This is a genomic window from Micromonospora costi (assembly GCF_003626655.1).
GTDB classification, from domain to species: Bacteria; Actinomycetota; Actinomycetes; order Mycobacteriales; family Micromonosporaceae; genus Micromonospora; species Micromonospora costi.
The window spans coordinates 136,369-161,279 of sequence record NZ_RBAN01000005.1 but is presented as its reverse complement, the minus strand read 5'-3'; the positions used below and the strand labels follow the sequence as shown (position 1 = coordinate 161,279).

The 24,911-nt window shown below is 74.4% G+C and carries 12 protein-coding genes; 5 read left to right on the top strand and 7 right to left on the bottom strand.

What is annotated here, in order from left to right; genetic code table 11:
- Positions 1-885 (top strand): S1 family peptidase, encoded by an 885-nt coding sequence (locus tag D7193_RS26430; RefSeq protein WP_120782333.1) that lies wholly within the window; start codon positions 1-3, stop codon positions 883-885.
- Positions 886-1,016: 131 nt separating this feature from the next.
- On the opposite strand, the gene D7193_RS26425 is transcribed toward D7193_RS26430, so the two are convergent.
- Positions 1,017-1,982: a hypothetical protein gene (locus D7193_RS26425; protein ID WP_120782332.1), complete on the bottom strand. Its 966-nt coding sequence runs from the start codon at positions 1,980-1,982 to the stop codon at positions 1,017-1,019.
- A gap of 247 nt (positions 1,983-2,229) precedes the next feature.
- Between D7193_RS26425 and D7193_RS26420 the strand changes: the two genes are divergently transcribed.
- From D7193_RS26420 to D7193_RS26405, 4 genes are all read left to right on the top strand, one after another.
- Positions 2,230-3,009, top strand: a complete 780-nt coding sequence (locus tag D7193_RS26420) for an alpha/beta fold hydrolase (protein ID WP_120782331.1) — start codon at positions 2,230-2,232, stop codon at positions 3,007-3,009.
- Positions 3,006-4,322, top strand: coding sequence for a cytochrome P450 (locus tag D7193_RS26415; protein WP_120782330.1), 1,317 nt, complete (start codon positions 3,006-3,008; stop codon positions 4,320-4,322). Before D7193_RS26420 ends, D7193_RS26415 begins: the two co-directional genes overlap by 4 nt.
- A 108-nt stretch (positions 4,323-4,430) precedes the next feature.
- Positions 4,431-5,543, top strand: coding sequence for a biotin synthase BioB (gene bioB / locus D7193_RS26410; protein ID WP_120782497.1), 1,113 nt, complete (start codon positions 4,431-4,433; stop codon positions 5,541-5,543).
- 137 nt (positions 5,544-5,680) lie between these two features.
- Entirely contained in the window at positions 5,681-6,376 is a 696-nt protein-coding gene (locus D7193_RS26405) for a SanA/YdcF family protein (RefSeq protein WP_241563492.1), read from the top strand.
- A gap of 51 nt (positions 6,377-6,427) precedes the next feature.
- Here the strand turns inward: D7193_RS26405 and ggt are convergent, their stop codons facing one another.
- The 6 genes from ggt to D7193_RS26375 form a co-directional block, all read right to left on the bottom strand.
- Entirely contained in the window at positions 6,428-8,236 is a 1,809-nt protein-coding gene (ggt, locus tag D7193_RS26400; RefSeq protein WP_120782328.1) for a gamma-glutamyltransferase, read from the bottom strand.
- 103 nt (positions 8,237-8,339) lie between these two features.
- Positions 8,340-10,052 (bottom strand): hypothetical protein, encoded by a 1,713-nt coding sequence (locus tag D7193_RS26395; RefSeq protein ID WP_120782327.1) that lies wholly within the window; start codon positions 10,050-10,052, stop codon positions 8,340-8,342.
- Positions 10,053-10,055: 3 nt separating this feature from the next.
- The gene (locus D7193_RS26390; RefSeq protein ID WP_120782326.1) at positions 10,056-14,348 is read right to left on the bottom strand and encodes a hypothetical protein; all 4,293 of its coding nucleotides are present in this window, start codon (positions 14,346-14,348) and stop codon (positions 10,056-10,058) included.
- Positions 14,345-19,510 carry an FG-GAP-like repeat-containing protein gene (locus D7193_RS34645; protein ID WP_120782325.1) on the bottom strand — a complete coding sequence of 1,722 codons (5,166 nt, stop codon included), beginning with the start codon at positions 19,508-19,510 and terminating at the stop codon, positions 14,345-14,347. Before D7193_RS34645 ends, D7193_RS26390 begins: the two co-directional genes overlap by 4 nt.
- Positions 19,507-22,980 carry a DUF6603 domain-containing protein gene (locus D7193_RS26380; RefSeq protein WP_120782324.1) on the bottom strand — a complete coding sequence of 1,158 codons (3,474 nt, stop codon included), beginning with the start codon at positions 22,978-22,980 and terminating at the stop codon, positions 19,507-19,509. Before D7193_RS26380 ends, D7193_RS34645 begins: the two co-directional genes overlap by 4 nt.
- On the bottom strand, positions 22,970-24,478 hold the full coding sequence (locus D7193_RS26375) for a hypothetical protein (RefSeq protein WP_147434459.1): 1,509 nt from the start codon (positions 24,476-24,478) through the stop codon (positions 22,970-22,972). The genes D7193_RS26380 and D7193_RS26375 overlap by 11 nt, the downstream gene beginning before the upstream one ends.
- Positions 24,479-24,911: the final 433 nt, after the last annotated feature.

Sequence of the window (24,911 nt, the reverse complement as noted above, 5' to 3'; positions counted from 1 at the left end):
GTGCGCCTCAACCGATCCCCCGCCCGCCGGGGCATTCCCCGCCCCGCCGCCCTGCTCGCCGCAGCCGTCGGCCTGATCGCCACCGCGGCGTTCGCGCCGCCGGTCGCCGCGGCGTCCCCGCAGACCTTCAGCCCCGCACAACTCACCGAGGTGAGCGACGCCGTGCAACACTCCGGCGTCGAAGGTATCGCCTGGCACGTGGATGCCACATCCGGACGCGTCGTCGTGACCGCCGACGACAGCGTCTCCCGCGCCGAGCTGGCCGCGATCAGGAAGAGCGCCGGCGCGAAGGCGGGCGCCCTCCGGGTCGAACGGGCCTCGGGCGTCTTCGCTCCGCTGCTCGCGGCGGGAGACGCCATCTACGGCGGTGGGTACCGCTGCTCGCTCGGCTTCAACGTCGTCAGCGGCAGCACCTACTACTTCCTGACCGCCGGGCACTGCGGAAACGTGGCCAACACCTGGTACAGCAACTCCGGCCAGACCACGCTCATCGGCCCCACCGTCGGATCAAGCTTCCCCGGCAACGACTACGCACTGGTCCGCTACGACAACGCCTCGCTGAGCCACCCCGGCGGTTTCAGCGTGGCGGACGCCTACGTCGGTGAGTCGGTGCGGCGCACCGGGTCGACAACCGGCACCCGCAGCGGCACCGTCACCGCGCTCGACGTCTCGGTCCGCTACGTCGGCAAGGGCGGCGGCACGGTTCGCGGCATGATCCAGACCACCGTGTGCGCCGAGCCGGGTGACTCCGGCGGCCCCCTCTACGACGGCACCAGGGCGCTCGGCATCACCTCCGGTGGCAGCGGCGACTGCCGGTCCGGTGGAACGACCTTCTACCAGCCGGTGCGCGAGGCCGCCAACGCGTACGGCGTGACCGTCTACTGATCGCCGCGGGCGGCCCGGGGCCGGGGGTGCGTCCCTCCGGCCCGGGCCGTCCGGCACGGGCCGGACGCCGACGGTCGGCGGTCGCCGGTCCGCGGTGACCCGCGCATGGTGACCCGGCGACCGCCGCGCGCTCACTGCTGGAACTGGCCGGGCCCGCGGACCTCCCAGACCGGCGCGGCCGGGTCGGTGACCGACCGGAACGGCACGGTGAAGCTGAGCGCCTGCTCGGTGGAACGCTTGATCGTCCACAGCTTCGACCGGGCCCCGGCGTGCTCCCAGGCGATGCCCTGACCCTCCACGCCCGGCAGGGTGACCGTGCCGGCCCACACCAGCTCCGAACCGGCGGACGGCAGCGTCATGACGTACGCCTCACCGAGGTCGTGGCCCGTGAGCCAGAGCCGGCCGTCCGGCCCCCACGAACCGCCGGAGTTGCTCATCGGCTTGAACCGGTCGAGGATCGGCTTCGGAATCGTCCACGCCTCGACGACCTGGAAGTGGTCGTCGAGCTTGACGACCTGCGTCTGGTACGTCTCCCCGTACGGCTCGGTGCCGCCGTCGGGGATCTCGTCGTAGTTGGCGAAGCCCGCCCACCACGCGCCGTCGTGGCGATCCAGCCAGGTCAGCGAGCCCCGGAAGATCCCGAAGCTGTGCGTCTCGACGTGGCGCATCGTCCGGGTGTCGAAGACCTCGATCGAGCTCTCCATCGGGGACTCGTCGTAGTTCGAGTGCGCGGCGTACAACCGGCCGTTGACCACGACGGCGCTGTCCAGGTGGATGATCGGCCCGTCCGGGTCGGAGACGAACTGGAGCAGCGGCCGTCCGGTGGCCTTGTCGTGCTTGGTGATGCTGCGGTTGTCCACCACGTAGAAGTTCCGGTCGTCGACGGCGACGCCCTGCCGCGCGTCGAACGCGTCGTAGCTGCGGGCCAGGGTGGCCGACACGACCGGGGGTTCGGCCACGGCCGCCTGCGCGCCGGCCGCGGGCACCAGGCCCGACGGCGCGGGCGCCGGGACGGCCACCAGGCCGGCCGCGAGGGCCACCGCGCCGGCGGCCGCCGTGGTGGCCAGGCCGGCGACGATCCGGGTACGGGTCGACATGCTTACCTCCGTGCGGGTTCTCGACGTGCGCCGGGTTGGCGCGGTGTCGACCCTCGTCGGCGTTCCGCTCAAGCCACCGAACCAGGACGGACGCGCCGATGAACGGATCATGAAGGCGCGCCGGTCAGGAACCGGATCGATCCCTTCCCTTCGGTCCGCACGCCCGCTACGGTCGCTGCCAGCGTTCAGCTCGCTGGTTCCGCACCGTCCACTCCGGTCACCGCCGTCCCGCGGAAGGGGTCGCCCCATGACGATCAGCAGCAAGGGCGCCGACGACGCCGCCCCGGTCACCGTCGGTCACGGGCCGCGCAGGGTGCTGGCCCTGCACGGGTGGTTCGGCTCGGCACAGGGCTGGGGCTGGCTGCCGCAGATGGTCGACGGCGAGCTGTTCACCTGGGCGTTCCTGGACTACCGCGGGTACGGCGCCCGCGCCACGGTCACGGGCGAGTACAGCATCGCCGAGATCTCCCGCGACGCGCTGGCCCTGGCGGACTCCCTCGGCTGGGACACGTTCTCCGTGGTGGGGCACTCGATGGGAGGCATCGCCGCGCAGCGGGTGCTCGCCGACGCGCCCGGGCGGGTGGAGCGACTCGTCGGCATCAGCCCCGTCCCGGCCGGCGGTGTCCCGTTCGACCTGCAGAGCTGGACGTTGTTCGACGGCGCTGCCGCCGACCCGGCCAACCGGCGCGCCATCATCGACCTCACCACCGGCAACCGGCTGTCCGGCCGCTGGCTCGACGAGATGGTCCGGTTCTCCCTCGACCACTCCACCCGGGAGGCGTTCGGCGCCTACCTCCCGGCGTGGGCACGCACCGACCTCACCGACGAGGTGAAGGGCAACCCCGTCCCGGCGCTCGCCGTCGTCGGCGAGCACGACCCGGCGCTGGGCGCCGACATGATGCGCGAGACGTGGATGCGGCACTACCCCAACGCCCGGCTGGAGGTGTTCGCCAACGCGGGGCACTACGCCATGTACGAGACCCCGGTGCGGTTGGTCACGGTGCTCGAGGACTTCCTCGGCCGGTGACGGCCGACCCGGCGCCCCTGGTCGACCCACGCACCTACGTCGACGGTGTCCCGTACGACCTGCTCGCGGCGCTGCGCGAGACCGGCCCGCTGGTGTGGGTCGAGGAGCCTCCGCTGCTCGGGTCGCCCGGCGGTCCGGGCTTCTGGCTGGTGCTCCGGCACGCCGACGTGACGGACGTGCTCCGCCAGCCACGGCTCTTCTCGTCCTGGCTGGGCGCCACCCAGGTCCGTGACCCGGCCACCCCGGACGACCTGCGGTACGTGCGGCGGATGATGCTCAACATGGACCCGCCGGAGCACGGCCGGTTACGCCGGCCGGTCGCCCGGTCGTTCACCCCGCGGGCGGTCGCCGCGCTGGAGGCGTCGATCCGCGCCAACGCCGTACGGCTCGTCGAGCGGGTGCTCGGCGACGCGGACGAGGGCACCTGCGACTTCGCCCGTGATCTCGCCGCCGACCTGCCGCTGCTCACCCTCGCGGACGTGCTCGGGGTGCCGGAGTCCGACCGCTGGCTGCTCTACGACTGGTCGAACCGGGTGATCGGCTTCCAGGACCCGGACTACGCCGTGTCGGCCGCGTTCGATCCGCGGTCCGGCACCGCGGCGGCCCGCGAGGCGCTGCGGCACCGGCCGGTTCCCGGCCCCGACGGCCGGATGCCGGATCCGCGCACCCGCGCCGGCATGGCCGACCTCTACACGTACGCCCACCTGCTGGCCGGGTCGAAGCGGCGCGGCCCGGGGCAGGACGTGATGTCGATCCTGCTCGGCCGCGACGGTGACGACCGGCTGTCGGTGGAGGAGTTCGAGAACATGTTCTGGCTGTTCGCGGTGGCCGGCAACGAGACGGTCCGCAACGGCCTGCCGGGGGCGATGGTCGCCCTGCTGGAACACCCGGCGCAGATGCGGCGGCTACGCCGCGAGCCCGGCCTCTACGACACGGCCGTCGACGAGTTGCTGCGCTGGTGGACGCCCGTCATGGTGTTCCGCCGCACCGCCACGGCCGACACGGTGGTGGCCGGCGTGCCGGTGCGGGCCGGGGACAAGGTGGTGGTGTCGTTCTCGTCGGCCAACCGCGACGAGCGTGTCTTCGCCGACCCCGACCGGCTCGACCTCGCCCGCCATCCCAACCCGCACCTCGTCTTCGGCCACGGCCCCCACTTCTGCCTGGGCGCGCACCTGGCCCGCTGCCAACTGCGCGCGCTGTTCGAGGCGCTGCTCGCACGCACCAGCAGCATCACGTACGCGGGCACGCCGACGTACCTGCGCTCGGCCTTCCAGCGCGGGGTGAAACGCCTGCCGATCCACTGGCGTCGCTAGTTGGACAGGTTCGACAACTCGCGTTGGAGGTTTCCTCCAACTCCTCGGCCCCAATGTTGGCGGTGAGCGGGTCGCATCGGCACGCTCCGGCACGAGAGCATGATCGGCATGAGGATGGTCGACGCACTCGCCGAACGCGCGCTCGCGGGCGGACGAGCCACCCGCGACGAGGCGCGCGCCGTACTGGGGAGCAACGACGACGATCTGCTGGCGGTGGTGGCAGCCGCCGGGCGCGTTCGCCGGCGGTACTTCGGCAACCGGGTCAAACTCAACTATCTCGTCAACCTCAAGAGCGGGCGGTGCCCGGAAGACTGCGCGTACTGCTCGCAGCGGCTCGGCGCCGAGTCCGGAGTGCTCTCCTACACCTGGCTCACGCCGGACCAGGCGGTCGAGGCGGCCGGGGCCGGGGTCGCCGGTGGCGCCAAGCGGGTCTGCCTGGTCGCCAGTGGCCGTGGGCCCACCGGGCGCGACATCGATCGGGTGGCCCGGACGATCGCGGCCATCCGGGAGCGGTACGCCGGGGTCGAGGTGTGCGCGTGTCTGGGCCTGCTCGACGCCGGGCAGGCCACGCGGCTGCGCGATGCCGGCGCGGACGCGTACAACCACAACCTGAACACGGCCGGCGAACGCTATGCCGACATCTGCACGACCCATACCTACGCCGATCGCGTGTCCACTGTCGAGCAGGCCCGGCGCGGCGGGCTCTCGGCCTGCTCCGGGTTGATCGCCGGAATGGGCGAGAGCGACGACGACCTGGTCGACGTGGTCTTCGCGCTGGCCGATCTCGCGCCCGACTCGGTACCGGTGAACTTCCTGATCCCGTTCGACGGCACCCCGATGGCCGGCCGCTGGCAGCTCACTCCGCAACGCTGCCTGCGGATCCTGGCCATGGTGCGTTTCGTCTTCCCCGACGTGGAGGTCCGGCTCGCCGGTGGCCGGGAGATTCACCTGCGCACGCTCCAACCGCTGGCCCTGCACATCGCCAACGCGATGTTCCTCGGCGACTACCTGACCAGCGAGGGGCAGGCCGGCCGGGCCGACCTGGACATGATCAGCGACGCCGGCTTCGTCGTGGAGGCTGCCGGGGAACCGACCCTGCCCGCGGCACGTGTCGACGCCGGGTTGCCGGTGACCACCGCCGCTGACGTGGCTCCGGCACGTACCGACCTGGTGCGGCTACGCCGTCGCGGCGCCGGCACCGACCTGCCGCCGAACGCCTGAACGCCCGTACGCCTGACCCGGCCTCGTCCGGTCAGCGCCACCTAGACTGGCGGCCGGTGCGACCCGGGCGACGGGCGGCCTCGGCCATGACGGCGGGAGGGGCGGGGAATGCGACGGCTGCCGAGGGGAAGCGGCTCGTGGGTGAGCTGAGCGAGCCCGCTCCCGCGCCGGGCCGGTGGCGGCGACGCCTCGCGTGGTCGGCCGGGCTCGCCCTGGCCGCCGTGGTCCTCGCCAGTGTTCCCTGGCTCTGGACGACCGTCGCCGCGCACGGCCACGTGTACGACGAGGCCGAGGCGCCCGCCGCCGACGTCGTGATCGTGCTGGGCACCGCGGTGGGCGCGGACCGGCGCCAGCCGGGTGCGCGGCTCGCCGGCCGCCTGGAGACCGCCGCCGAGCTGGTGAACAGCGGTCGGGCGCGGGTCGTCCTCGTGTCCGGCGACGGCGGTGGCGCCTCCGGTGACGAGCCTGCGGTGATGACCGCCTACCTGACCGAACGGCTCGGTGTGGATCCGGGTCGCGTGGTGGCCGACCCGTTCGGCCTGGACACCTACGACAGTTGCGCCCGGGCCCGCGAGGTGTACGGGATCGAGCGGGCGCTGGTCGTCACCCAGTCCTACCACGTGTCACGGGCCGTGGCGCTGTGCCGGCACGTCGGTGTCGACGCCGTCGGCGTGAAGGCGCGCTGCGCCGAGTGCGGGTTCGGCCTGCTCGTGCGGAAGAGCGTCCGGGACTACGCGGCCAGCGGCAAGGCGGCCTGGGACGCCCTCCGGCGCCGGCCGCCCGCGGTCGAGTCGCCCCCGGACCCGGGAGTCCGGGACGCGCTCGACCGCTGAGCGGGCGGCGCCGACGGCCGGCACTCCCGGGCCGTCGCCGCCGCCCCACCGTCAGTTGCGACCCCAGCGGTCGACCACGGCCGCCGCGCCGCCGCCGCGGCGTACCGGCTCGGCGGCGGCGACGAACCGGCCGCCCGGCAGGAACTCGATGCCGGTGGCGGCGCCGATCTCCGCGGTCTCGGAGAACGTGTGGCCCTTGGGAAGGCCACCGGCGTACGCGGTGACGAACGCCGGTTCGGCCTGCGTGGTGCCGTTGCGCTGTGACGCCCGCGGCGCGGCCAGGGCCTCCGGCAGGGTCATGCCCAGGTCGATCCGGTTGACCAGCATCTGCAGGACCGTGGTGATGATCGTGGCACCGCCGGGGGTGCCGACGGCCAGGAACGGCCGCCCGTCGGCCAGCACGATGGTCGGCGCCATCGAGCTGCGAGGGCGCTTGCCGGGTGCGGGCAGGTTCGGGTCCGGCGCGGTGCCCTGGGTCGGCGCGAAGTTGAAGTCGGTCAGCTCGTTGTTGAGCAGGAAGCCCCGCCCGGGCACGACCATGCCGTTGCCGCCGGTCGCCTCGATGGTCAGCGTGTACTCCACGACGTTGCCCCACCGGTCGGCCACCGTGAGGTTGGTGGTGCTCTTACGGTCGTCGCGGGTGTCGGCGACCGTGGCCGTCGAGCAGCCGCCGTAGGCGCCGTCGGGAACGCCGGGCGCCACCGGCTTCGGCAGCGCCGCCGCGGCGTCGATGGTGCAGGCCCGCTCCTTGGCGTACGCGTCGCCGAGCAGTTCCCGCAGCACGGCCTGGGAGGTGTGGTCACCGACGTACCGGTTGCGGTCGGCGAACGCCAGCGCGCTGGCCTCCAGGTAGTGGTGCATGGCCTGCGCCGGGGTCATCGACCGCAGGTCGAACCGCTCGAGGATGTTGAGGGCCTCGCCCACCGCCGTGCCGCCGCTGGACGGGGTGGACATGCCGTAGACCTGCAGCCCGCGGTAGTCGGAGCGGGTCGGCTCCGGGAAGCGGGTGCGGTAGTCGGCGAGGTCGCCCATCGTCATCCCGGCCGGCCGGATCGGGTACGGCCAGGTGCCCACGGGCGTCGTGGCCAGCGGCGGGTGCTGCACGGTGGCCACGACGTCGCGGCCGACCTCGCCGCGGTAGAACACGCCGGTGCCGCGCTTGGCGATCAGCCGGTACGTGTCGGCCAGGTCGGGATTGCGGAAGGTGCTGCCGACCGCGGGCGGCCGACCGCCCGGCAGGTAGAGCGCGCTGGTGGAGTGGAACTGCCCGAACGCGGCCTGGTTGGCGGCGATCTGGCTGGCGAAGGTCTCGTCGACCGGGAAGCCGCGCTCGGCGACCCGGGCGGCGGGCGTGAGCATCTGCGCCAGCGACCGGGTGCCCCAGCGGCGCAGCGCGTCCTGCCAGGTGAGCAGCGTGCCGGGCACGCCGGCCGACAGCCCGCTGATACGGGCCTCGTCGAACGCGTACGGTCGGCCGGTGGCCGGGTTGACGAAGCTGGTCTCGGTCATCGACGCCGGCGCGGCCTCGCGGCCGTCGATGGTGTGGACTTGCCGGGTCCTGGCGTCGTAGTAGACGAGGAAGCCGCCCCCGCCGACGCCGGCCGAGAAGGGCTCGGTGACGCCGAGCGTCGCCGCCGCGGCGACGGCCGCGTCGACCGCGTTGCCGCCACGACGCAGCACGTCGAGCCCGACCGCCGTGGCGGTGGCGTCCACCGTCGACACCGCGCCGCCGTAGCCGACCGCGACGGCCGCCTTGGGCGGTTCGGTCGGCCTGGGCGGCCCGGCCTGGGCGGGGACGGTGGCGCCGGCCACGAGGGTGGTCAGCGCGATGGTCGCGGTGATGAGGGCCCGAGGTCTCATGTGGCCTCCGCAGATCGACACGGGTGGACCTCCTGCCTACTCTCCCGGGCGGGAGCAGGCAACCCGGCGACGGGACGGTTTCGGCCGTCGTCGTCGAGGCCCCTCACCCTCGCGGCTCGACCACGTCGAACCGCAACCCGCTCGCGCCCTCCCCCCGGCCGGGCCGCTTGCGGCGCCCCGTCCAGACATAGGTGCTGCCGTCCAGCCACCGTGCGTACTGGCGGGTGCGGGTGACCCGCGCGCCGGCTCGCGGCACCTCCTCCTCGAAGAGGACCAGCTCGCGGTCCGGTGTGAGCAGACGCCCCAGGGGCGCGCCGGGGCCGGACGCGTGCGGGGCGGAGGCCCGACGCAGGCGCAGCTCACCGGGCGCGGTCTCGACGGGCAGCAGCGCCACCCAGTGGTCCGGCACCTCGGTGGCCAGCCGGTAGACCAGAGCGGGCCCGTCGCCGGTCGGCGCGGTCGAGCCGCCGTCCCGTTGCTCGGCCGCGCGCTGCCGCTGGAACAGCTCGAACCGGTCGACCGCCAGTCCGGCGCCGCTCTGCACGACGCCCTCGACGGCCCACACCAGGTTCGCGACCTCGTCGCGCATCAACCGGATCTCCTCCACCGGCGTGCTTTCCAGCCGGGTCGTCGGAAGTACGGGTGGCACGAAGAGGACCGGCTCGATTCCGGTGGCGACGGCGGAACCGGTCGGCGCCCGGGACAGCTGGTACATGCTCCAGTCGGTGCGCCCAGCGAGGGCATCGACGTCCGCGGCGGCACGGACACGGGTGCGTTCCCCGAAGGTGTCGGTGACGACGAGGGAGTCGATCCGGGAGACCGATCCGACGGGCACGTCGACGGGCACGAGGAACCAGTCGTTGCCGTAGACCGACGCGAACTCGACCATGACCATCCGGGCCAGGTCGCCGGGGCCGGCGTCCACCGAGCCGAACTGCACCCGGGCGTCCTCGAACTCCCACAGGCGCGGGGCCGGCATGCCGGCGTACGTGACGGGCGCCGGGAAGGCCGTCACGGCGACGGGGACGGTGGCCGGCGCGGCGGGCAGGCTAGCCCCGGTCTCGACGCGGAAGTCGGGCCAGTCCAGACTCCCTCCGGCATACTCGGGCGCGGCGAGGACGAGGTCGGCGCCGGCGCTCTTCGCGGACACCGCGAACGTGTACTCCATCCGCTCCGCCACCCATGCCTCGTGTTCGGCCGGGGCGGGGACACGGTCGTCGTACCACCTGACGAACGCCCGCGCGGCGGCGAGCACCTTCGGACGGTCGGCGTCCGGCACGGGCGGCTCGGCCGGCAGAGCACCGGTGCCGGCCACGTCGCCGAGCGCCGCCCGCAGCGCCACGCCGTCCGGGACCCGGCCCGCGGTGACGGCGCGGAATCGGAGGGACGGCGGGTGCGCCTCGTCGTCCGGGACCGGCGAGTCGAGCCGGTACTCGGCGGCGTACGCGGGGCCGTGCACGGCGGCCCCGGCCCGGCGGAGCAGTCGCAGGAAGTGCACGCCGGCGTCCGTGCGCCACCGGTACGGTGGTGCCTCGCCGGGGGCCTCCCGCTCGACGAGGACCTCGAGCGGGGCGGCCGCGACGTCGTACGCCTGCGGGTCCCCCGCCGGGCCGGGCCGGTACGCGGTGACCATGGCCGCTTCGCCGGTCAGCTCGACCAGGATGGGTGAGCCGCCGTCGTCGCCGCGGAACTCCCCGGTCTGCCACTGCCGGGCCAGTAGCCACAGCGGGTCGTGGACGCGGGCTTCGAGGGCGGCCGCCATGTCCTCCGCGCGGGGGCGGGGTTCCAGGCGGGTCCAGGTGGTGATCGAGGGCATGCGTCAGCTCCTTGCCGGCTCGCCGCGGGAGAAGTCGGTCGAGACCGCCTCGTCGCCCTGGTTGTCGGCGACGTACAGGGCGGGCAGGAACTGCCCCACGTCGCCGAGTACGTCGAGGTCGACCGCGCGCAGCCGGGCCAGGTCCCGGGTCTCGTCGAGGATGTCCTGGACCAGCTCGGACGACCACGCCGGCCGGGCGTCGGGCGACACGGCGAGCAGGACGGCCTGCGGGGCCGCCGCCGACGGCGCGTCGACGTTGAAGGCGACGCCGGTGGTCTCCGTGGCGCCGGGAAGGATCTCCACCCAGTCGTCGACGGCGAGGCCGGCGACCGGCCCGGCCGTGTCGAGCGGGGCGGACAGGTGCAGGACGAGGGACACCCGGCTGCCGCCGGGCAGGGCTGGTGGCGGATTCAGGCCGACCCACGGCTCGTCGTCGTCCTGCCGGAACTGCGCCGCGACGAGCCGGCCGGTGCCGCCGCGACCCGCGGCCTCGGCGTAGGTGAGCGCGGTCGCGAGCCGCTCCGCGCCGGGACGCACGGTGGCGGCGCGGGCGAGCCAGTCCTCGGTGGCGAGGGGCTGGTCGTCCGGGGCGTCGGTGACGCGCAACGCTTCGGTGAGCGGCGCGGGGTCGGCGAGGCGGAACGTCGCCACGGCGGTGAAGTCCGGCCCGAGGACGGCACGGAGCCGGTCGAGGTCGTGGTCGCGGCGCTGCTGCGGGTCGGCGGCGGCGCGGTCGAACCCGGCGCGCAGGTCCGCCTCGGCGGCGAGCCTCCGGGAGACCTCGTCCCGGACGGCGCCCACCTGCGCCGTCAGGGCCGGCCCGCTCACCGGGCCCGGCGGTGGAAGTGCGCCCTGCACGCCGAAGGACGCGGCACGCAGCAACCCCTCCTCCTGGTCGGCGGTCGACTCCGCGGCGAGCCGCGTGGCGACCGCGGCCAACGCGGTGGCCGCCGACGTCGCGCGGGCCCGCAGGTCCTCCTCGTCGAGGACGGCGGGCGTGGGGTTGGACGGGTCCTGCAGGTCGGCGGCGTTCAGGGGGCGCGCGGAGCGGATGACCTGCCGGAGCGCGCGGACGGTCTCCAGGAACTCGGCCACGCTCAGGACGTGCGCCTCCCAGTGCGGCGGCCGCCCGAAGTCCAGTCGCAGCACCGCGTCGGCGGGCACGCCGTCCGGGGGTTGCCCCAGGCTGCGGGCGAGGCGAAGCTCCAGTTCGGACTGCGCGGCGGTGTCGTCCTGCTCGGGCAGGTGCAGGTAGTCCAGCGGCGACAGGCGCAGGCGGTCGAGGGTGGTCTCGGTGCGGGCGAGCACGTCGCCGGTGCCGGGATGCTGCCAGCGCACGCCCACGCGCACCCCGGCGGGAGGGCTGAGCAGGGACGCGGCCCAGGCGTTGACGGCCGGCTCGGCGGCGGCCCGGACCTGCCGGGCGTCCACGGGCCAGTCGTCCGGCGGGGCGGCCTGCGGGCGCATCGCGACCAGCAGCCGGTGGGTGACCGCCACGCCGGAACGTGGGGTGCGGACCACCTCCAGCTCCGGGGGCGGAGCCTCGCCGCGGCTGGCCGCGTCCAGCGTGGCGCCGGCCCGCATCGGGTTGCCCTGGACGGCGTGGTGCACGCTCTCGGCCAGCAGCGCGTCGCTGAGGGCGTCCACCGCGTCGTCGAGCGCGGCCAGCACGGCGAGCAGTCGGCGGTGGTCGCCGCTGCCCACGTCGGGCAGCTCGGGGTCGCCGTTCCAGTCGATCCGGCCGGCCTTCCAGAGGCGATGCAGTTCGAGACCGTCGACGACGTCGTGCGCCGCCACGACCTCCGTCGGGCCGCGGTCCGCGTCGACGCGGGTGAGACGGATCGGCGCGAGCTGCCGGAAGCGGGCGATGTAGGCGTCCAGCGGCACCGTGCCGGGGTCGTCGTGCAGACCGCGCTCGAACCGGTAGCCGAGCAGGGCGGCCAGGTCCTGCCCCTGGCGGATGCCGTCGAGCAGCCAGGTCGCCAGCCGTACCCGGTCGGAGGACAGGTCGACGGCCAGCGGGTTGGGCCCGCCCGCGGCGCCGGCGTGGGTACGGTAGCCGCTGCGCAGCACCGCGGCGGTGACGGCCTGCGGCAGCGACGGCGCGTGCACGAAGCCGACGCTGTCTGGGTCGACGACCGGCTCGGCCTGGCCGCCGAGGCCGGACGCGCCGCCCCGGCGGCGCAGGTTCTCCACCCAGCCGTACGCGCCGACGTGCACGCCGTTCGGGTTCCGGGCGCGCAGCCAGGCCAGGCGCTTGGTGGCGTAGGAGGTCAGCCACGCGTCGAGGCGGTGCGAGGCGAGGTCGAGGGTCTCCCCCAGCAGCCGTTCGAGCCCGTCGACCGGGACGTCGCGGAGCACGCCCAGGGCGGCGCGGACCTGGTGCACCTCCTGCCCGTCGACGTCGGTCGCCGACTCGGGGCGCAGCAGGTACGCGCCCAGGGTGCCGCCACCGGGCGCGGGTGCGTCGAGGCGGCGCCAGGCGGTCGGGGTGGTGATGTCGGGCCGGATGTCGACCAGTTCCGGCTCGGCGTCGGCGCCGGCCGGCAGGTTGCCCTGCCGGCGCAGAATCCGGGCGGCGGCCAGGGACAGCTCGGTGAGCAGGGCGTGGCGCAGCAGCCGGTACAGCAGGGGCGTGCGCGCCCCGCCGACCGTGAAGTCGGGGAGGTTCACCAGGTCCCGGTAGGGGGTGCCCGCACGCAGGAGGTCGAGGTACGCCACGACGCCGTCGGCGTGCCCCGCGAGGACCAGGGGCGCCGTGAGCGGGAAGGAGTCGTTGCCGTAGACCATGCCGGCGCCGCGCGGCCGCCAGGTGGACCGGCCGAGGCGTTCCAGCAGCGCCCGCGCACGCCCGCTCTGGTTCTCCGGAAACGTGTCGGGAAGCTGCAGCCGCATGAACCGCCACAGATTCTCGACGTACTCGGGGCCGAGCACCGGGCGGGCGCGGAACTGCCGGGTCACCGGCGCCATGCCGAGGATCTGCACGAGCAGTTTCTGCCGGTCGTCGGGCGCGACGGCGGTCTCCGTGCCGTCGAGTGCGGGCAGCCGGGCGGCCGCGGGCCGCCAGACGGTGCTCTGGAGTTGCCGGAGCAGGTCCAGCAGGGCCTGGTCACGGGCGGCGGGGGCGCCGGTGGCCTCGCGGGGCGCCCACTGCGCGAGGGCGGTGACGGGCAGCAGACCGTACGGCTGGCGGCCGGCGCGCAGCGCCGGCAGCGGCCCACCGGCGCGGACGTGGTCGAGGAAGTGCTGCCGGCCGTACCGGATGTCGTCGTCGCCCAGCACCGGGGCCATGATTTGCCACAGGTGGTAACCCCAGGTGGCGCCCCACAGGGCGGTGTTCATCGCCCGGGCGGCGGTCTCCTCGAGGCGGTCGGCGCCGCGGGAGATCAGCAGGGAACGGCCGGCGGGAAGGGGTTCCGTGGCGGCGACGGCGTCGGCGCGCAGCCCGAGGGCGCGGGCGGTGGCGGCGGCGTTGCTGCCGGCGGCGGCGGCCTGGCGGCCCCGCCCGGCCACGAACCGGTACGCCGACCGGTACGCGGGATCCTGGCGGCTGTAGCCGGACGTCGCGGTGTCGGTGTTGTTCGTCGGGGTGCCGTGCGGCACGAAGCCGAGGCCGCCGGTGTAGTACTGGGCGTCGAGCATCTTTCCGAGCAGGTCGGCGCCCTGCCCGGCGGTCACGTTCTCCCGGACGCCGAACACCAGCAGCCGGGTCACCTGCTGGGCCGCGCCGACGGGGAGGGTGACGGCCATGCCCGCGTCCACGGCCGTCTGGTAGTCGGTGAGCCAGAGCAGCCCGGGTTCGACGGGTCCGGCCGGGCCGCCGGCCGGCGGCGGGGTGGGCGACGGGCCGACCTGGAGCGGGCGAGCCACCTCGGCGGAGATGCGGGTCACGGGCGCCTGCCCCGGGATCAGCGCGGTGACGTGCCAGCGGGTCGGCAGGCCGGTGGCCACGGGGGCGCGGCTCCAGGCGGCGGGGCGGCTGGGCGGCTCGGGGACGGGCTGTGTCGAGGTGGGTTCGAGCTGCCGGGCGACCCACGCGGCCCGCTCCGGCCCGAACCCGGCGACCAGGCGGTCCCAGGCCGCCTGCGCCGCGGCGGCGGTGGTGGCCGCGGCCAGTTCGGCCCAGTAGCGGCGGCCCCAGTCGCGCTCCGTGCCGGTCAGCTCCGGCTCGTGGGTGTCGACGTGGAAGTCGCCCGGGTAGATGCGCACGCGGAGGTCCGTCCCGACGAACCGGGTCTCTACCCGGACCGGGAACAGGGCCAGCGGATGGTCCGCTCCGAGCGTCCAGGTCGTCATCGCTGCTCCTCGGGCAGGTGGGGCAGGGCCAACAGGTTGTTGGGTTCGTCGCCGTCGGCCTCGGTCTTGGCGTATGGCCGCCCCGCGTGGGTGCGGGAGACGATGAGCCGTACGCGGTCGCCGGCGGGCTCCTCGACGTGGAACGGCTCGCCGCGGCGGAGCGCGGCGATGACCTCCGCCTCGGTCATCCGCCACCGGTTGCCCTCGGGACCGACGCCGCCCAGGGCGACGATCGCGCCGGAGCCGCCGTTGGCCCGGGCCACGTGCGTCACGCGGTTGCCGTCCTGGACCGCGGGAAGCATGTCGGTGGCGTGGATGGCCACCTGCATGGGCCGCTGCAGCGTGATGTGCGCCAGGTGGGCGGACGTCTGCGCCCAGGTGAGCGCGCCGATGCGCAACCCGCCGAAGGGTGCGGCGACGGGCGCGTGGGTGAGGGCGTCGTACCCAGCGCGGTTGGCCGCCATCTGCCCCCAGTGCAGGTCCGCCCAGCTCGCCGGTCGGGTTCCGTGTCCCGGTGGTCGGGGCGGCTCCGGCAGCTCGTCGAGGCCGAAGCGGGGCGCGGTGGGCTGCTCCTGGATGACGAAGAACCAGCCGGGGTCGTCGCCGGTGCCGCGCGCGTCGGAGACGGTGAGGCCGAAGCCGAAGAAGGTGAGGTCGGGCCGCATGGTGCCCCGGAAGAGGGGACGGCGTTCCTCGTCGGCCAGGTCGCGCCGGGTGTGGGCGGCGTCGGCCCAGCGGGCGCGGCGGGCGTAGATCGTCGCGGTCGGGTAGCGGCGCAGCAGCTCGCCGCGGAGCAGCAGCACCAGCATGTCGGCGCCGCCGACGGCCGTGGCGTTGCGCCCCAGCGCCTGGTCCGCGTGCCACTCGGCGATCGGCGGCACGTCGGTCAGAGGCAGTCCACCGCCGCCGCTGTCACGGACGTCCCAGAACTGGCGGAAGTACGTGGCGCGACGGTCGGCCGGGAATTCCCGCCAGGCCAGCTCACGGCTCATCTCGTGGTTGAGTCCGACCATGAAGGACTCGATGAAGGCGGGGTTGCCGCGCAGCAGGGTCACGGTCTCCGCCGGGACCTGCTCGACGCCGGGCAGCAGCAGGTCCTGGGACATGTCCCGGAGCAGTTCGTACATCGGCTGGGGGAAGCGCGGGGCGGTGATCAGCGGCCGCAGGGTGTCGCCGGGCGTGGCGTCGAGGGATCCGCCGGGCACGGTGACACGCGCGGACACCCGGGCCTCGACGTGCCCGGCCGGGTCGATGGCCTCCCGTACCCGCTGCGCCAGCGGGGCCAGCGGCACGTTCACCGGTTCGGCCGGCGGCGGGACCAGCTTCTGCTGTGCCACCAGGTGCCCCTGGTGACGGGAGGCGGCGGTCCGGAAGTTGTTGCCCGTGCGGTTGCGCGTGTCCAGCAGCGCGGGGTCGATGTCCGCGACGGCGAGCGCGGCACCCTGGCCGTTGGCGCCGTACCAGCCGGGCACCGGGCGGTTCGGGCTCCACCGGGCCGTCGTGCCGGTGGTGCCCAGGTCCCAGCCCACGCGGTACCAGCCGACGTTCTCCCCGGGACGGTCCTCGACGTGGAAGATGACCAGGTCGGGGGTGCCGTTGCCGTTCACGTCGACGACCGCGACGCCGGCGCCGCTGTCGGCGCTGCCGAAGGGCTCGCCGCCGACCAGGTGCGGGCCGGCCCACCCGCCGACGACGTTGCCGCGGGCGTTGAGGCTGCGGCCGATCCGGTAGACGCCGCGATTGGGGCCACCCGCGTCCTCGATGGTGAAGACCAGCAGGTCCGGCTTCCGGTCGCCGGTGAGGTCGGCGACCGCCACGCCGACGCCGTCGACCGTGCCGGGGTCGCCGGGCACCTCCATCGACGGGCTCCAGCCCCGCGACACCACGCCGGCCGTCGACAACGACCATCCGACGCGGTAGTAGATCCGGTTCTGCCCACCGGTGACGTACGCGAGGACCAGCTCGGGCCGTCCGTCGCCGTCGATGTCGGCGAGCGTGACGTCGGCGCCCTGGATCTGATCGGCGATGGGTTCCGGGAGACCCTTGACGTCGCTCCAGCCGGCGGTCGGTACGCCGTTGGCGTCGATGTCCCAGCCGATCTGGTAGTGGCCGGTGTTGGGGCCGGCCTGTTCACTGATCCAGAAGAGCAGCAGGTCAGGCCGGCCGTTGCCGCTGATGTCGGCGATGGCGATGCCGGCGCCCTGGTTCTCGGCGCCGGTTCCCCAGCCGAGCGGCGTCGGCGCTCCCCAGGTGCCGGCCACGGTGCCGCCGAAGTCCAGGTTCCGTCCCACGCGCAGGTACGCCCGGTTGGGGCCGTCCGGGGCGTTGACGTGCAGCGCCACCAGGTTGGACAGGTAGCCGATCGGCGGCTCCCACCGCGCGTCGGCGACCGGCTGGTCGCTCGGGCCGCCCCGGCCGCCCTGCACCGCGACGGGTTGACCGTGGTTGCGCCACAGCCACCCGTTGCCGGTGTCGAAGCGCTCGTAGAGGTAGCCGTCGCGGGTGGCGACGAAGAACGTCTGCCCGTCGAGGGGCCGCTCCGCGATTTGGGCCACCGGCCGGTTGTCCGGCATGCCGTGCGGCAGCCACACCCAGGCGCTGTCGTTCCAGTAGAGCTCCCAGACGTTGCCGTCCTCGTCCGGCACGAACATCTTGCGGTCCTGCATGGGGGCGCCCGGCACGCCTGTCGGCACCGCGCCGGTCGGTGTGGCGTGGTCCTGCCACTGCCAGGTGGATCCGTTCCAGAGCCGCTGGAAGACCGCCGGGCCACGGGTGAGGGTGGTTACCAGCAGCTTGACCTTCATCGTCCCGATACGGACGAACAGCTTGGCGCCGAGCAGGTCCGCGCCGGGCTCCATCTTGGTGTTGCTCTGGGCGATCCAGGGCATCCCGTGGTCGGTCCAGGCCCACGTCTCGCCGCTCTGCCGGTACCGCTCGAAGAGCCGGCCGTACCCGGATCCCACGAACAGCTTGGAGTCGCCGAACGCCGCCACGGGGGCGCTCGCGACCCAGTCGTTGGGCGGCGCGCCGTGCGCCACCCACGTCCAGGTGTCGCCGCTGCGGCGCAGCTCGTACAGCTGCCCGTTGCCGCCGGTGATCCAGACGCGGTTGTCGCCCATCGGGGCGCCGGGCGCCATGGCGACGCCGGTGCCGGGTGGGCGACCGTGGTCGATCCACACCCAGCGGTCGCCGTCCCAGTACCGCTGGAACAGCCGCCCCTCGGCTCCGACGAAGACCCGGCGGCCGGACATGGCCGCACCGGGGGCGGTGGTGACGCGGTAGCGGTACCAGGTGCCGGGGGTCTCCGGTCTGCCGTGGTCGACCCAGCGCCAGGCCCCGTTCTCGCGCCGACGCTCGAAGAGCCGGCCGTCGGCGCTGCCGACCCAGATCCGGTCGCCGGTCAGGGCGGCGCCGGGGCCGTACAGCACGGTGCTGGGTGTCTCGTCGCCGACCAGCGCGGCCGAGGTCGTGAGCGCCGCCGGTGCGGGCGGCGACCACCACGCGTCCGCCTTGGCCAGCAGCGCGGGGGTCAGTCCCTTCCACCGCACCGTGCCGCCACTGACCTCGTCCAGCAGGACGGTGCCGCCCGGCGGTCGTACCGGCGGGGTCACCGGGGCGACGCCGCCCGCGATCGGGGCGAGCGGGGTCGGTGCGCCCACCTCGCCGGCGAGGACCCGGCGGGCGAGGGGGCCGCGCGGGCGCGTGAGCCGGCGGAAGGCCACGGAGGTGGCGGCGTTGACGGCGGGCTCGGCCCCCACGGCTCCGGCCACGGTCCGGGTGGCACGCGGGGTCAGGGTGATGTCCGGGTGCGCGGCGGCGGTCATTTGCAGCAACTGGTCGTCGGGGATGGCGGCGCCTGCCGCGAGCGTCGCGGGGCCGCCGAGGATGCGACGCTCGTACATGCGGACGCTGACCTCCCGGGCGAGGCGTCCCTGGCGCAACGCCTCGTTGACCCGTTCGATCTCGGCGGCCTGCGTCCAGGCCGAGGCCATCAGGTGTTCCTGCTGCTCGCGGACGACGGCGGCGCCGAAGGCGGCGGCGGCCCGGTGGCGGGGGTCGAGGTTGAGCTCGCGCAGCCAACTGGCCTGCCCGTCGGGCGGGAGGACGGGGCGGCCGTCGGGGCCGGTCGCGGCGGCGTGCAGGCTGCCGTACGTGGGCGGGGCGACCCGGCCGGACCGCTCGGCGAGCAGGGGGCGCAGCCGCCGCGCGAACTCGGCCTGTTCACCGGCGTCCCAGAGGGTCGGGCGGCTGGCGCTGGCGCGCAGGGCGCCCTCGAGGCCCAGTGCCCGTGTGACGGCGGTGGGCGGGAGGTCGGGCAGGCCGCCGCCAGGGTGCCGGACGTCCATGTCGCGCAGCCCCACCGACGGGGGCAGTACGCGGGCGGCCAGCCGCCGGACGAGGGTCTCGAAGTCCCCGGCCTGCCCCGTGGTGAACTCCCAGTGGTGGTAGACCGGCAGCTCGTACGGGGTGGGCAGGCCTGGCGCGTACTGCCAGGCGGGGCGCAGCTCGCCGGCGTCGCGCGCGTCGAACGGGAGGCCGAGGCCGGCCTTGCGTCCCGGCTCGAACGCCGGCACGAGGCAGGCGCGGTACCGGGTGCCCTCCTTCAGCCGGCGGGGGCAGATCAGCCGGGACAGTGTTCGTTCGGGTTGCGCGGCGATGACGCCGAGCAGTGTCTCGTCGTCGCGGGCGGTGAGCACCTGCGCGTGTGCCCAGGCCCACGACTCCCGCAGGTCGGGCAGCTCGCCCTGCCGGCAGGTCAGCTTGGGCCGGGGCATCGCCGGGTCGAAGTCCACGGAGGACGCGTCGGCCTCGACGACGACGAGGCACAGCCACGGGCGCAGCCGGTTGGCGTTCGCGCCAGCCGGGGTCAGCAGCCACGGAAGGTCGTGCCGGTCGAACTCGATGAGCGGGAAGAGGTTCGGCTCCACCTCGGTGGCCCCGGGCACGGGATCCGTGCGGATGACCTGCCGGGGGTCGATGCCGGTGACGTCGCCCGGCCCGTACAGCCGGACCTTGACGCCCTTCTCCGGGCGTTGGTTGACCCGGACGGCGGCCTCGATCGTCCCGTCGGCCGGCAGTGGCGTGGTGAGCGTGTCGGGGGTGGTGTGCCCGGCCACCAGTCCCTGCCGGGCCCAGCCGAGGAAGTGGAGGCCGACGCTCATGCGTCGACCCGGGTCAGGTCGGGCACGATCCGCAGCGCCCGCGGCTGGTCGTCGGCGAGTTCGCGCATCAACTGCACCACCTCCGTGTACGAGGTGCGCTCCCCCGTGGCGGCCGGCGCGGCCGTCTGCCCGGTCGGGCGGAGCGCGTAGCGGGTGTCGGTGACCCCGATGCCGAGGGTCGGGGCGTGGAAGCGGCGCGCGCCGGTGTGGCGGGTCGCGGCGAGCCCCGCCGGGCCGGTGTGGGCCAGCCGGCCCGAGGTGGGGCCGTCCATGGTGCGTACTCCGGCCGGGCGGGCGGGAGCGTCGGGCGCGTCGACGATGACCGTCTCGTAGCCGAGCGTGGCTGCGGGCAGGAGGTCGGCCTCGCCGTCCAGTGCGGGTTTCGGGTCGGCGAAGCGCCGCCCGGCCTCCATCTCCTCGAACGAGGGCCGGGACAGCTTCTCGTCGTCGGTGAGGTCGAGGAAGTACGCGGGCGCGAAGTGCTCGCGCAGGACGTCGGCCTTGACCGTGGTGTCCGCGCCGACGCGCAGCCCGGTCACGTCGAAGCGGTCGCCGTTGACCAGGGGTGCCTGGCCGGCCTTGTCGAGGTGGACGCCGAACGGCACGGCGCGCTGCCGGAACGCCAGCCCGCCGAGGGGGTGGGCGAGCAGCTCGTGGGGCGCCGGCTCGATCTGGCGCAGCGTTACCAGGGACTCGCCGGCGGGCGGCAGTTGGGCGGCCCAGTTCGCCGGGTCCTCGAGTTCGCCGTCGAGCAGGAGACCGAGGTCGACGGGGGTGATGGCGGCGGCCTCGACGGCGTCGCCGGTGGTGACGTCGAAGCTGACCGAGCCCTCGAAGATCCAGATCTTGAACGAGGCGCGTCCGCTGGCGTGCCAACGGTTCGGCCCGGAGAGGCTGGCGTCGACGGTGACGGCCATGAGGGTGTCGCGTCCCCGGCGCAGCGCCATCGCCCCGGACATGTCGACGACGAACTGGAACGGCGTGAACCGGAACAGGGCGTCGAAGGCCAGGTGCCCGGAGATGGAGAAACCCAGGGCCGCGGCGTACAGCTCGACGCGGGCGCCGACCTGCGCGGTGTTGGAGGTCAGCGCGAGGTACGCCTCCAGTCGCAGTCGCGGGTTGTCCCCGGTGGCCAGGGACAGGGCGAGCCGGTCGAGGTGCGGAAAGCCGGGCGGTGGGGCGAACCGCGGGTGGAAGCCGCCGGCGGCGAGGGCGAACGTCGGGTTGGCGGCCCAGCGCATGCGCATCGCCATGTCGCCGGTGAGGGCGAACCCGGCGACCTGCGAGTCGTGGAGGGTGGCGTCGACCGACGCCTCGCCGCGGTCGAAGTCGATGACGCCGAGCACGTCCATCCGGATCGAGACCACGGGTGCGCGTTCGTCCGGCAGGGTCATCCGCAGCTTGCCGAGCACGAGGAGCCGCACCGGCGCGGGCAGTTCCAGCACCAGACCCAGGTCGAGCGTGATCAGGGTGGGCGTGCCCCAGCCGATGCGGGCCATCGGCCCGAACACGAACCGTCCCGGTGCGGGCGGGAAGTAGGTCGCGAGGTTCGAGACGATCTGGGGCGCGTTCGCGACCGGGTCGGCGGGGAACATGACGGAGTCGATGGCCCGCGACTTCACGCCGGCCCGTAGCGCGTCCACGTTGACCGTGCGATTGATGCCGAGGATCCCGCCGGCGCCGTTGAGGGTGAATCCGAAGCCGAGGTTGATCGGCGGGAACTCCGCCGCAATGATCATGAGCAGGGAGAAGCCGTCGGAGCCGTCCGGCATGCGGGTGGTGAGCAGCCCGACCGCGGTGAGGGCGATGGTCTGGAACTCCAGCTGGACGACACCGGCGTACTGCTCGGCGTCCGGGTCGAAGTACAGGTAGCCGCCCCCGGTCACCGGGCCCGCGTCGAGCGCGACGCCCGCGCCCGACGGTGGCTTGAACCGCAGGTCGAGCGCGGCCGGGCCGAGGTTGCCTCCGCCGGGCGGGAAGGAGAGCACCGCCTCGACGCCGACGCGTTCGACGGCGAGGACGAGCGGGCCGAGGCGGACGTCGACGGTGCCGGCGGCCAGCGCCGTGACGGTCGTGCCGTCGGTGCCGATGGCGAGGTCGATGCTCTGCACGTGCAGCGGCCCGAGGGCGCTGTGCACCGGGATGGACAGGGCGAGACCAGCGGCGCCCGAGAGCGTCAGTCCGCCGGAGCGGGACCAGGTGAGCGCGAACTCGAACGGGGCGCGGACCCCGTCGGCGGGAAGGACCTCGGCGAGGAAGCCGTCGCCGTCGCCGTCGCCGACGACCAGCGCTCCGGCGTCGAACCGGACGCCGATGGTCGCGTCCCATCCGTCGGAGCCCAGGTCGAGGCCGGCGGTGACGCGGATACCGCCGAGTTCGAGGCGGGTGCCGGTGGCGGCGCCGACGACGGTGGGCTGCCCGCCGGCGTCGGCCAGGCGCTCGACCACGACGCCGGCGGTCAGGGCCCCTCCGCCGGCGGGCAGGGTGACACCCTCGCGGCCGATGGCGAACTCGGCGGCCTGGCCGGCGAGGGTGAACTCGACGGCCCAGGAACGGCCCTCGAACCTGTGCCCCGCCCAGCCCGTCGGAGTGACCACGAGCCGGGCGCCGCCCTCGGCGTCGGAGAGCACCTGCAGCAGGGCACCGAGCGCCAGATCGGGATCCTTGGCGCTCAGCGGGAACCGTACGGCCAGGGTGCGCAGCGGGTCGCGCTCGGCGGCGCCCGGCGCGTCGGCGCCGTGGGAGACCTCGGCGCCGAGCGCGACCAGCAGGGGCGTGAGCCGCCGCCAGATCCGCCCGGCCGCAGTCCGCGCGGCGTCCGCGGTGCTCAGCCCGTCGGGCCCGAGGTACGCCGCGCGCAGCGTCCCGACCGGGTCGGTGAGCAGGTCGGCGAGCCGGTCGAGCTGGAACCTCGGCGGGGCCGCGGGCAGCCGGTAGACCGGTTGACCGTCCGCGCCACCCAGCGGTGGAGTGAGGTCGGCCAGGTAGTCCGCGGAGGTGTGGATCAGGGTGAGCGCCCGAGCCACGTCGTGCGCCGTCGGGTGGTAGTTGGTGAGGTACTCCAGGAGCAGGAACTCGACCAGGGACTGCCCGATGGCGGCCAGCGCCGCCTCGACGTCCTGCGGCACCTGCACGCCGGGCGCGTCGGCCAGGTCGGCCACGGCGCGGATCGCGTCGACGAGGGCGGCGATGTCCTGGACCAGCGCGAGCACACCGTCGAGGCTCTGGGTGGGCGTGGACGCCGCCTCGGCGAGCTGTGCCGCCGCTTCGCCGATCGCGGCGGCGGCGTCGGCCATCTCCTCGACCGGGTAACCGGTGAGCTGGTCGAGGTCCCAGCCGAGGACCAGCAACAGTTGCCGGCGGCCCTGCTCGTGCTGGGCGCCGCGGACGAGGGGCTCGACGAGGTTCTGCGCCTCGGCGGCGAGCCGGCTGAGGATGTCGGTGGCGGGGTTCGGAGAGTCAGGAGGCATTGGCCGTCACAATCGCCGGTACGAAGTACTTCTCGCCGCCGCAGCGGACGAAGGAGCCCGCGCCGATCCTGTTGCTGCCCACCGGTTGCAGCAGCTCGACGGGGGCGAGCAGGGGCAGTTCCACGCCGCTGACCTCCGCGACGGTCGGCGGTGAGCCGGCCGGTGAGGCGGCCGCGTCGGCCGGCAGCGTGACGTAGAGGAACGCGCCGAGCATTCCCAGCCCGATGCCGGCCTGCTCGCCGATCCGGGTGAGGGCCTGGGCGCCGACGCCCCGGCTGGCCGCCGACACGCCGACCTCCAACAGGCGGCTCGATCCGTTCAGCAGGGAGGGCGCCACCTGGGGAAGGTTGGTGGCCACCCGGGGCAGGACGTTGCCGGCCACCGCCGTTCCGGTGGCCAGCTCCGCCGCCAGGGTCGGGGTCAGACCCACGCTGGTGGTCCACGACGCGCCCACGGCCGCCTCGGCGGCCAGCGGCACGGCGCCGGCGGCGACCAGCCCGACGGTCCCGGCCGCGACGCCGATCTTCCACTGGGTCAGGGTCAGTTCCAGGAAGCGGTCCGCCTGCTCCCGGGGCAGGTAGTCGCTCGCCACGATGAGGAAGGTGCCGGCGCCCTGGCTCAGGATGTGCTGCAGGACGGTGGTCTCCAGCATGAACTTGCGGAAGACGGGCCCGGGGCGTGGGCCGTACCGGTCGTGGATGGCGTCCAGCTTGCGGTCCCAGGCTCCCTTCACGAACAGCTCGAAGAAGCGCTCGCTGGCCAGCACGGCGTAGCGCGATCCGGCTTCGCCGTACGGCATCGTCTGGCGGACCATCTCCTCGAAGACCGGCCGCATCTCCTGCTCGATCTCGGGGACGACGTACGTGACCCGCGTCGGCCGCAGCTCGGGGCGTTCCTGGGGCTCGCTGCGCACGCAGCACTTGATGTCGTAGACGATCAGGCCCTGCACCTGCGGGTCCTGCCAGGCGTGGATGACGCACGTCCTCTGCCCGCCCAGCCCGCCGATGACGAGGGGGTACCGGGACGGGTCCCAGGTGCCACCGCGCCAGTTGCGGGGTCGGGGCGGGCCGAAGACCGGGCTGGTGGTCGGCGCCAGGGCGCGCAGCGCCTTCAGGTAGCCCTGCAGCTGCTCCACGCCTTTGTCCCGCGAGCGCAGCGGCTTGATCTCGTAGACCTCGTCGGTGTCGGAGTTGAGGATGTCGGTGCGCTGCCGCCAGCCGCGCAGCCACTCGCTGACCGACATCGCGCCGGCCACCAGCGGGTCGACCTCGTGCAGGGAGAAGATGCTGCCCGGCTCCCAGCTGGTGCTGCCGGTGAACACGTCGAAGTCGACGATGCCGTACGTCTTCGGCTCGCGCCGGCTCTGCAGTTCCTTCATGTACGTCACGCCGAGCCAGTTGCCGTACGCCGTGCCGATGGTCCGGCTGGACGGATGGGAGGTGATCTGCGACCCGTCCGGGCAGACCGCCCGGAGCAACTTGTCCGGGTTGACGCTCACGGCCGCCCCCCGCGGTCGCGGGCGTGCTCCGGTCGCGTCGCCGCCCGCTCGCGCGCGTCGGCACGCCGGTCCGTATGCCTCGTCATGTACGCCCCCACCGGCCCCTCCCCCACGTCGGTGCGCTACCGCCGGCCCCCACTTGGCATCGGCGGTGTGGGACGCGGCGTCGACCCGACGCCGCGATGTGAGGCCCATTCAACGGGCGTGGGTACTTCGGCCGACATCCATCGAACGCGGCCAGAGTCGCGGCTCTTTGTTCGTCGTCGTTCGGCCGACGTTCCACAGGGGAGGCCCGATCGACGGTCCGGCCCGCCGGTCCGGCAGAAGTGGTGGCGGAAACCTGACTGTTCGTTGTCACGCGGCAAGAACCACCGACGGCGCCGGGTCGCTCCGGCGGCGTACGCCCTGGCAGGCGACGGATCGGGCCGTCGGA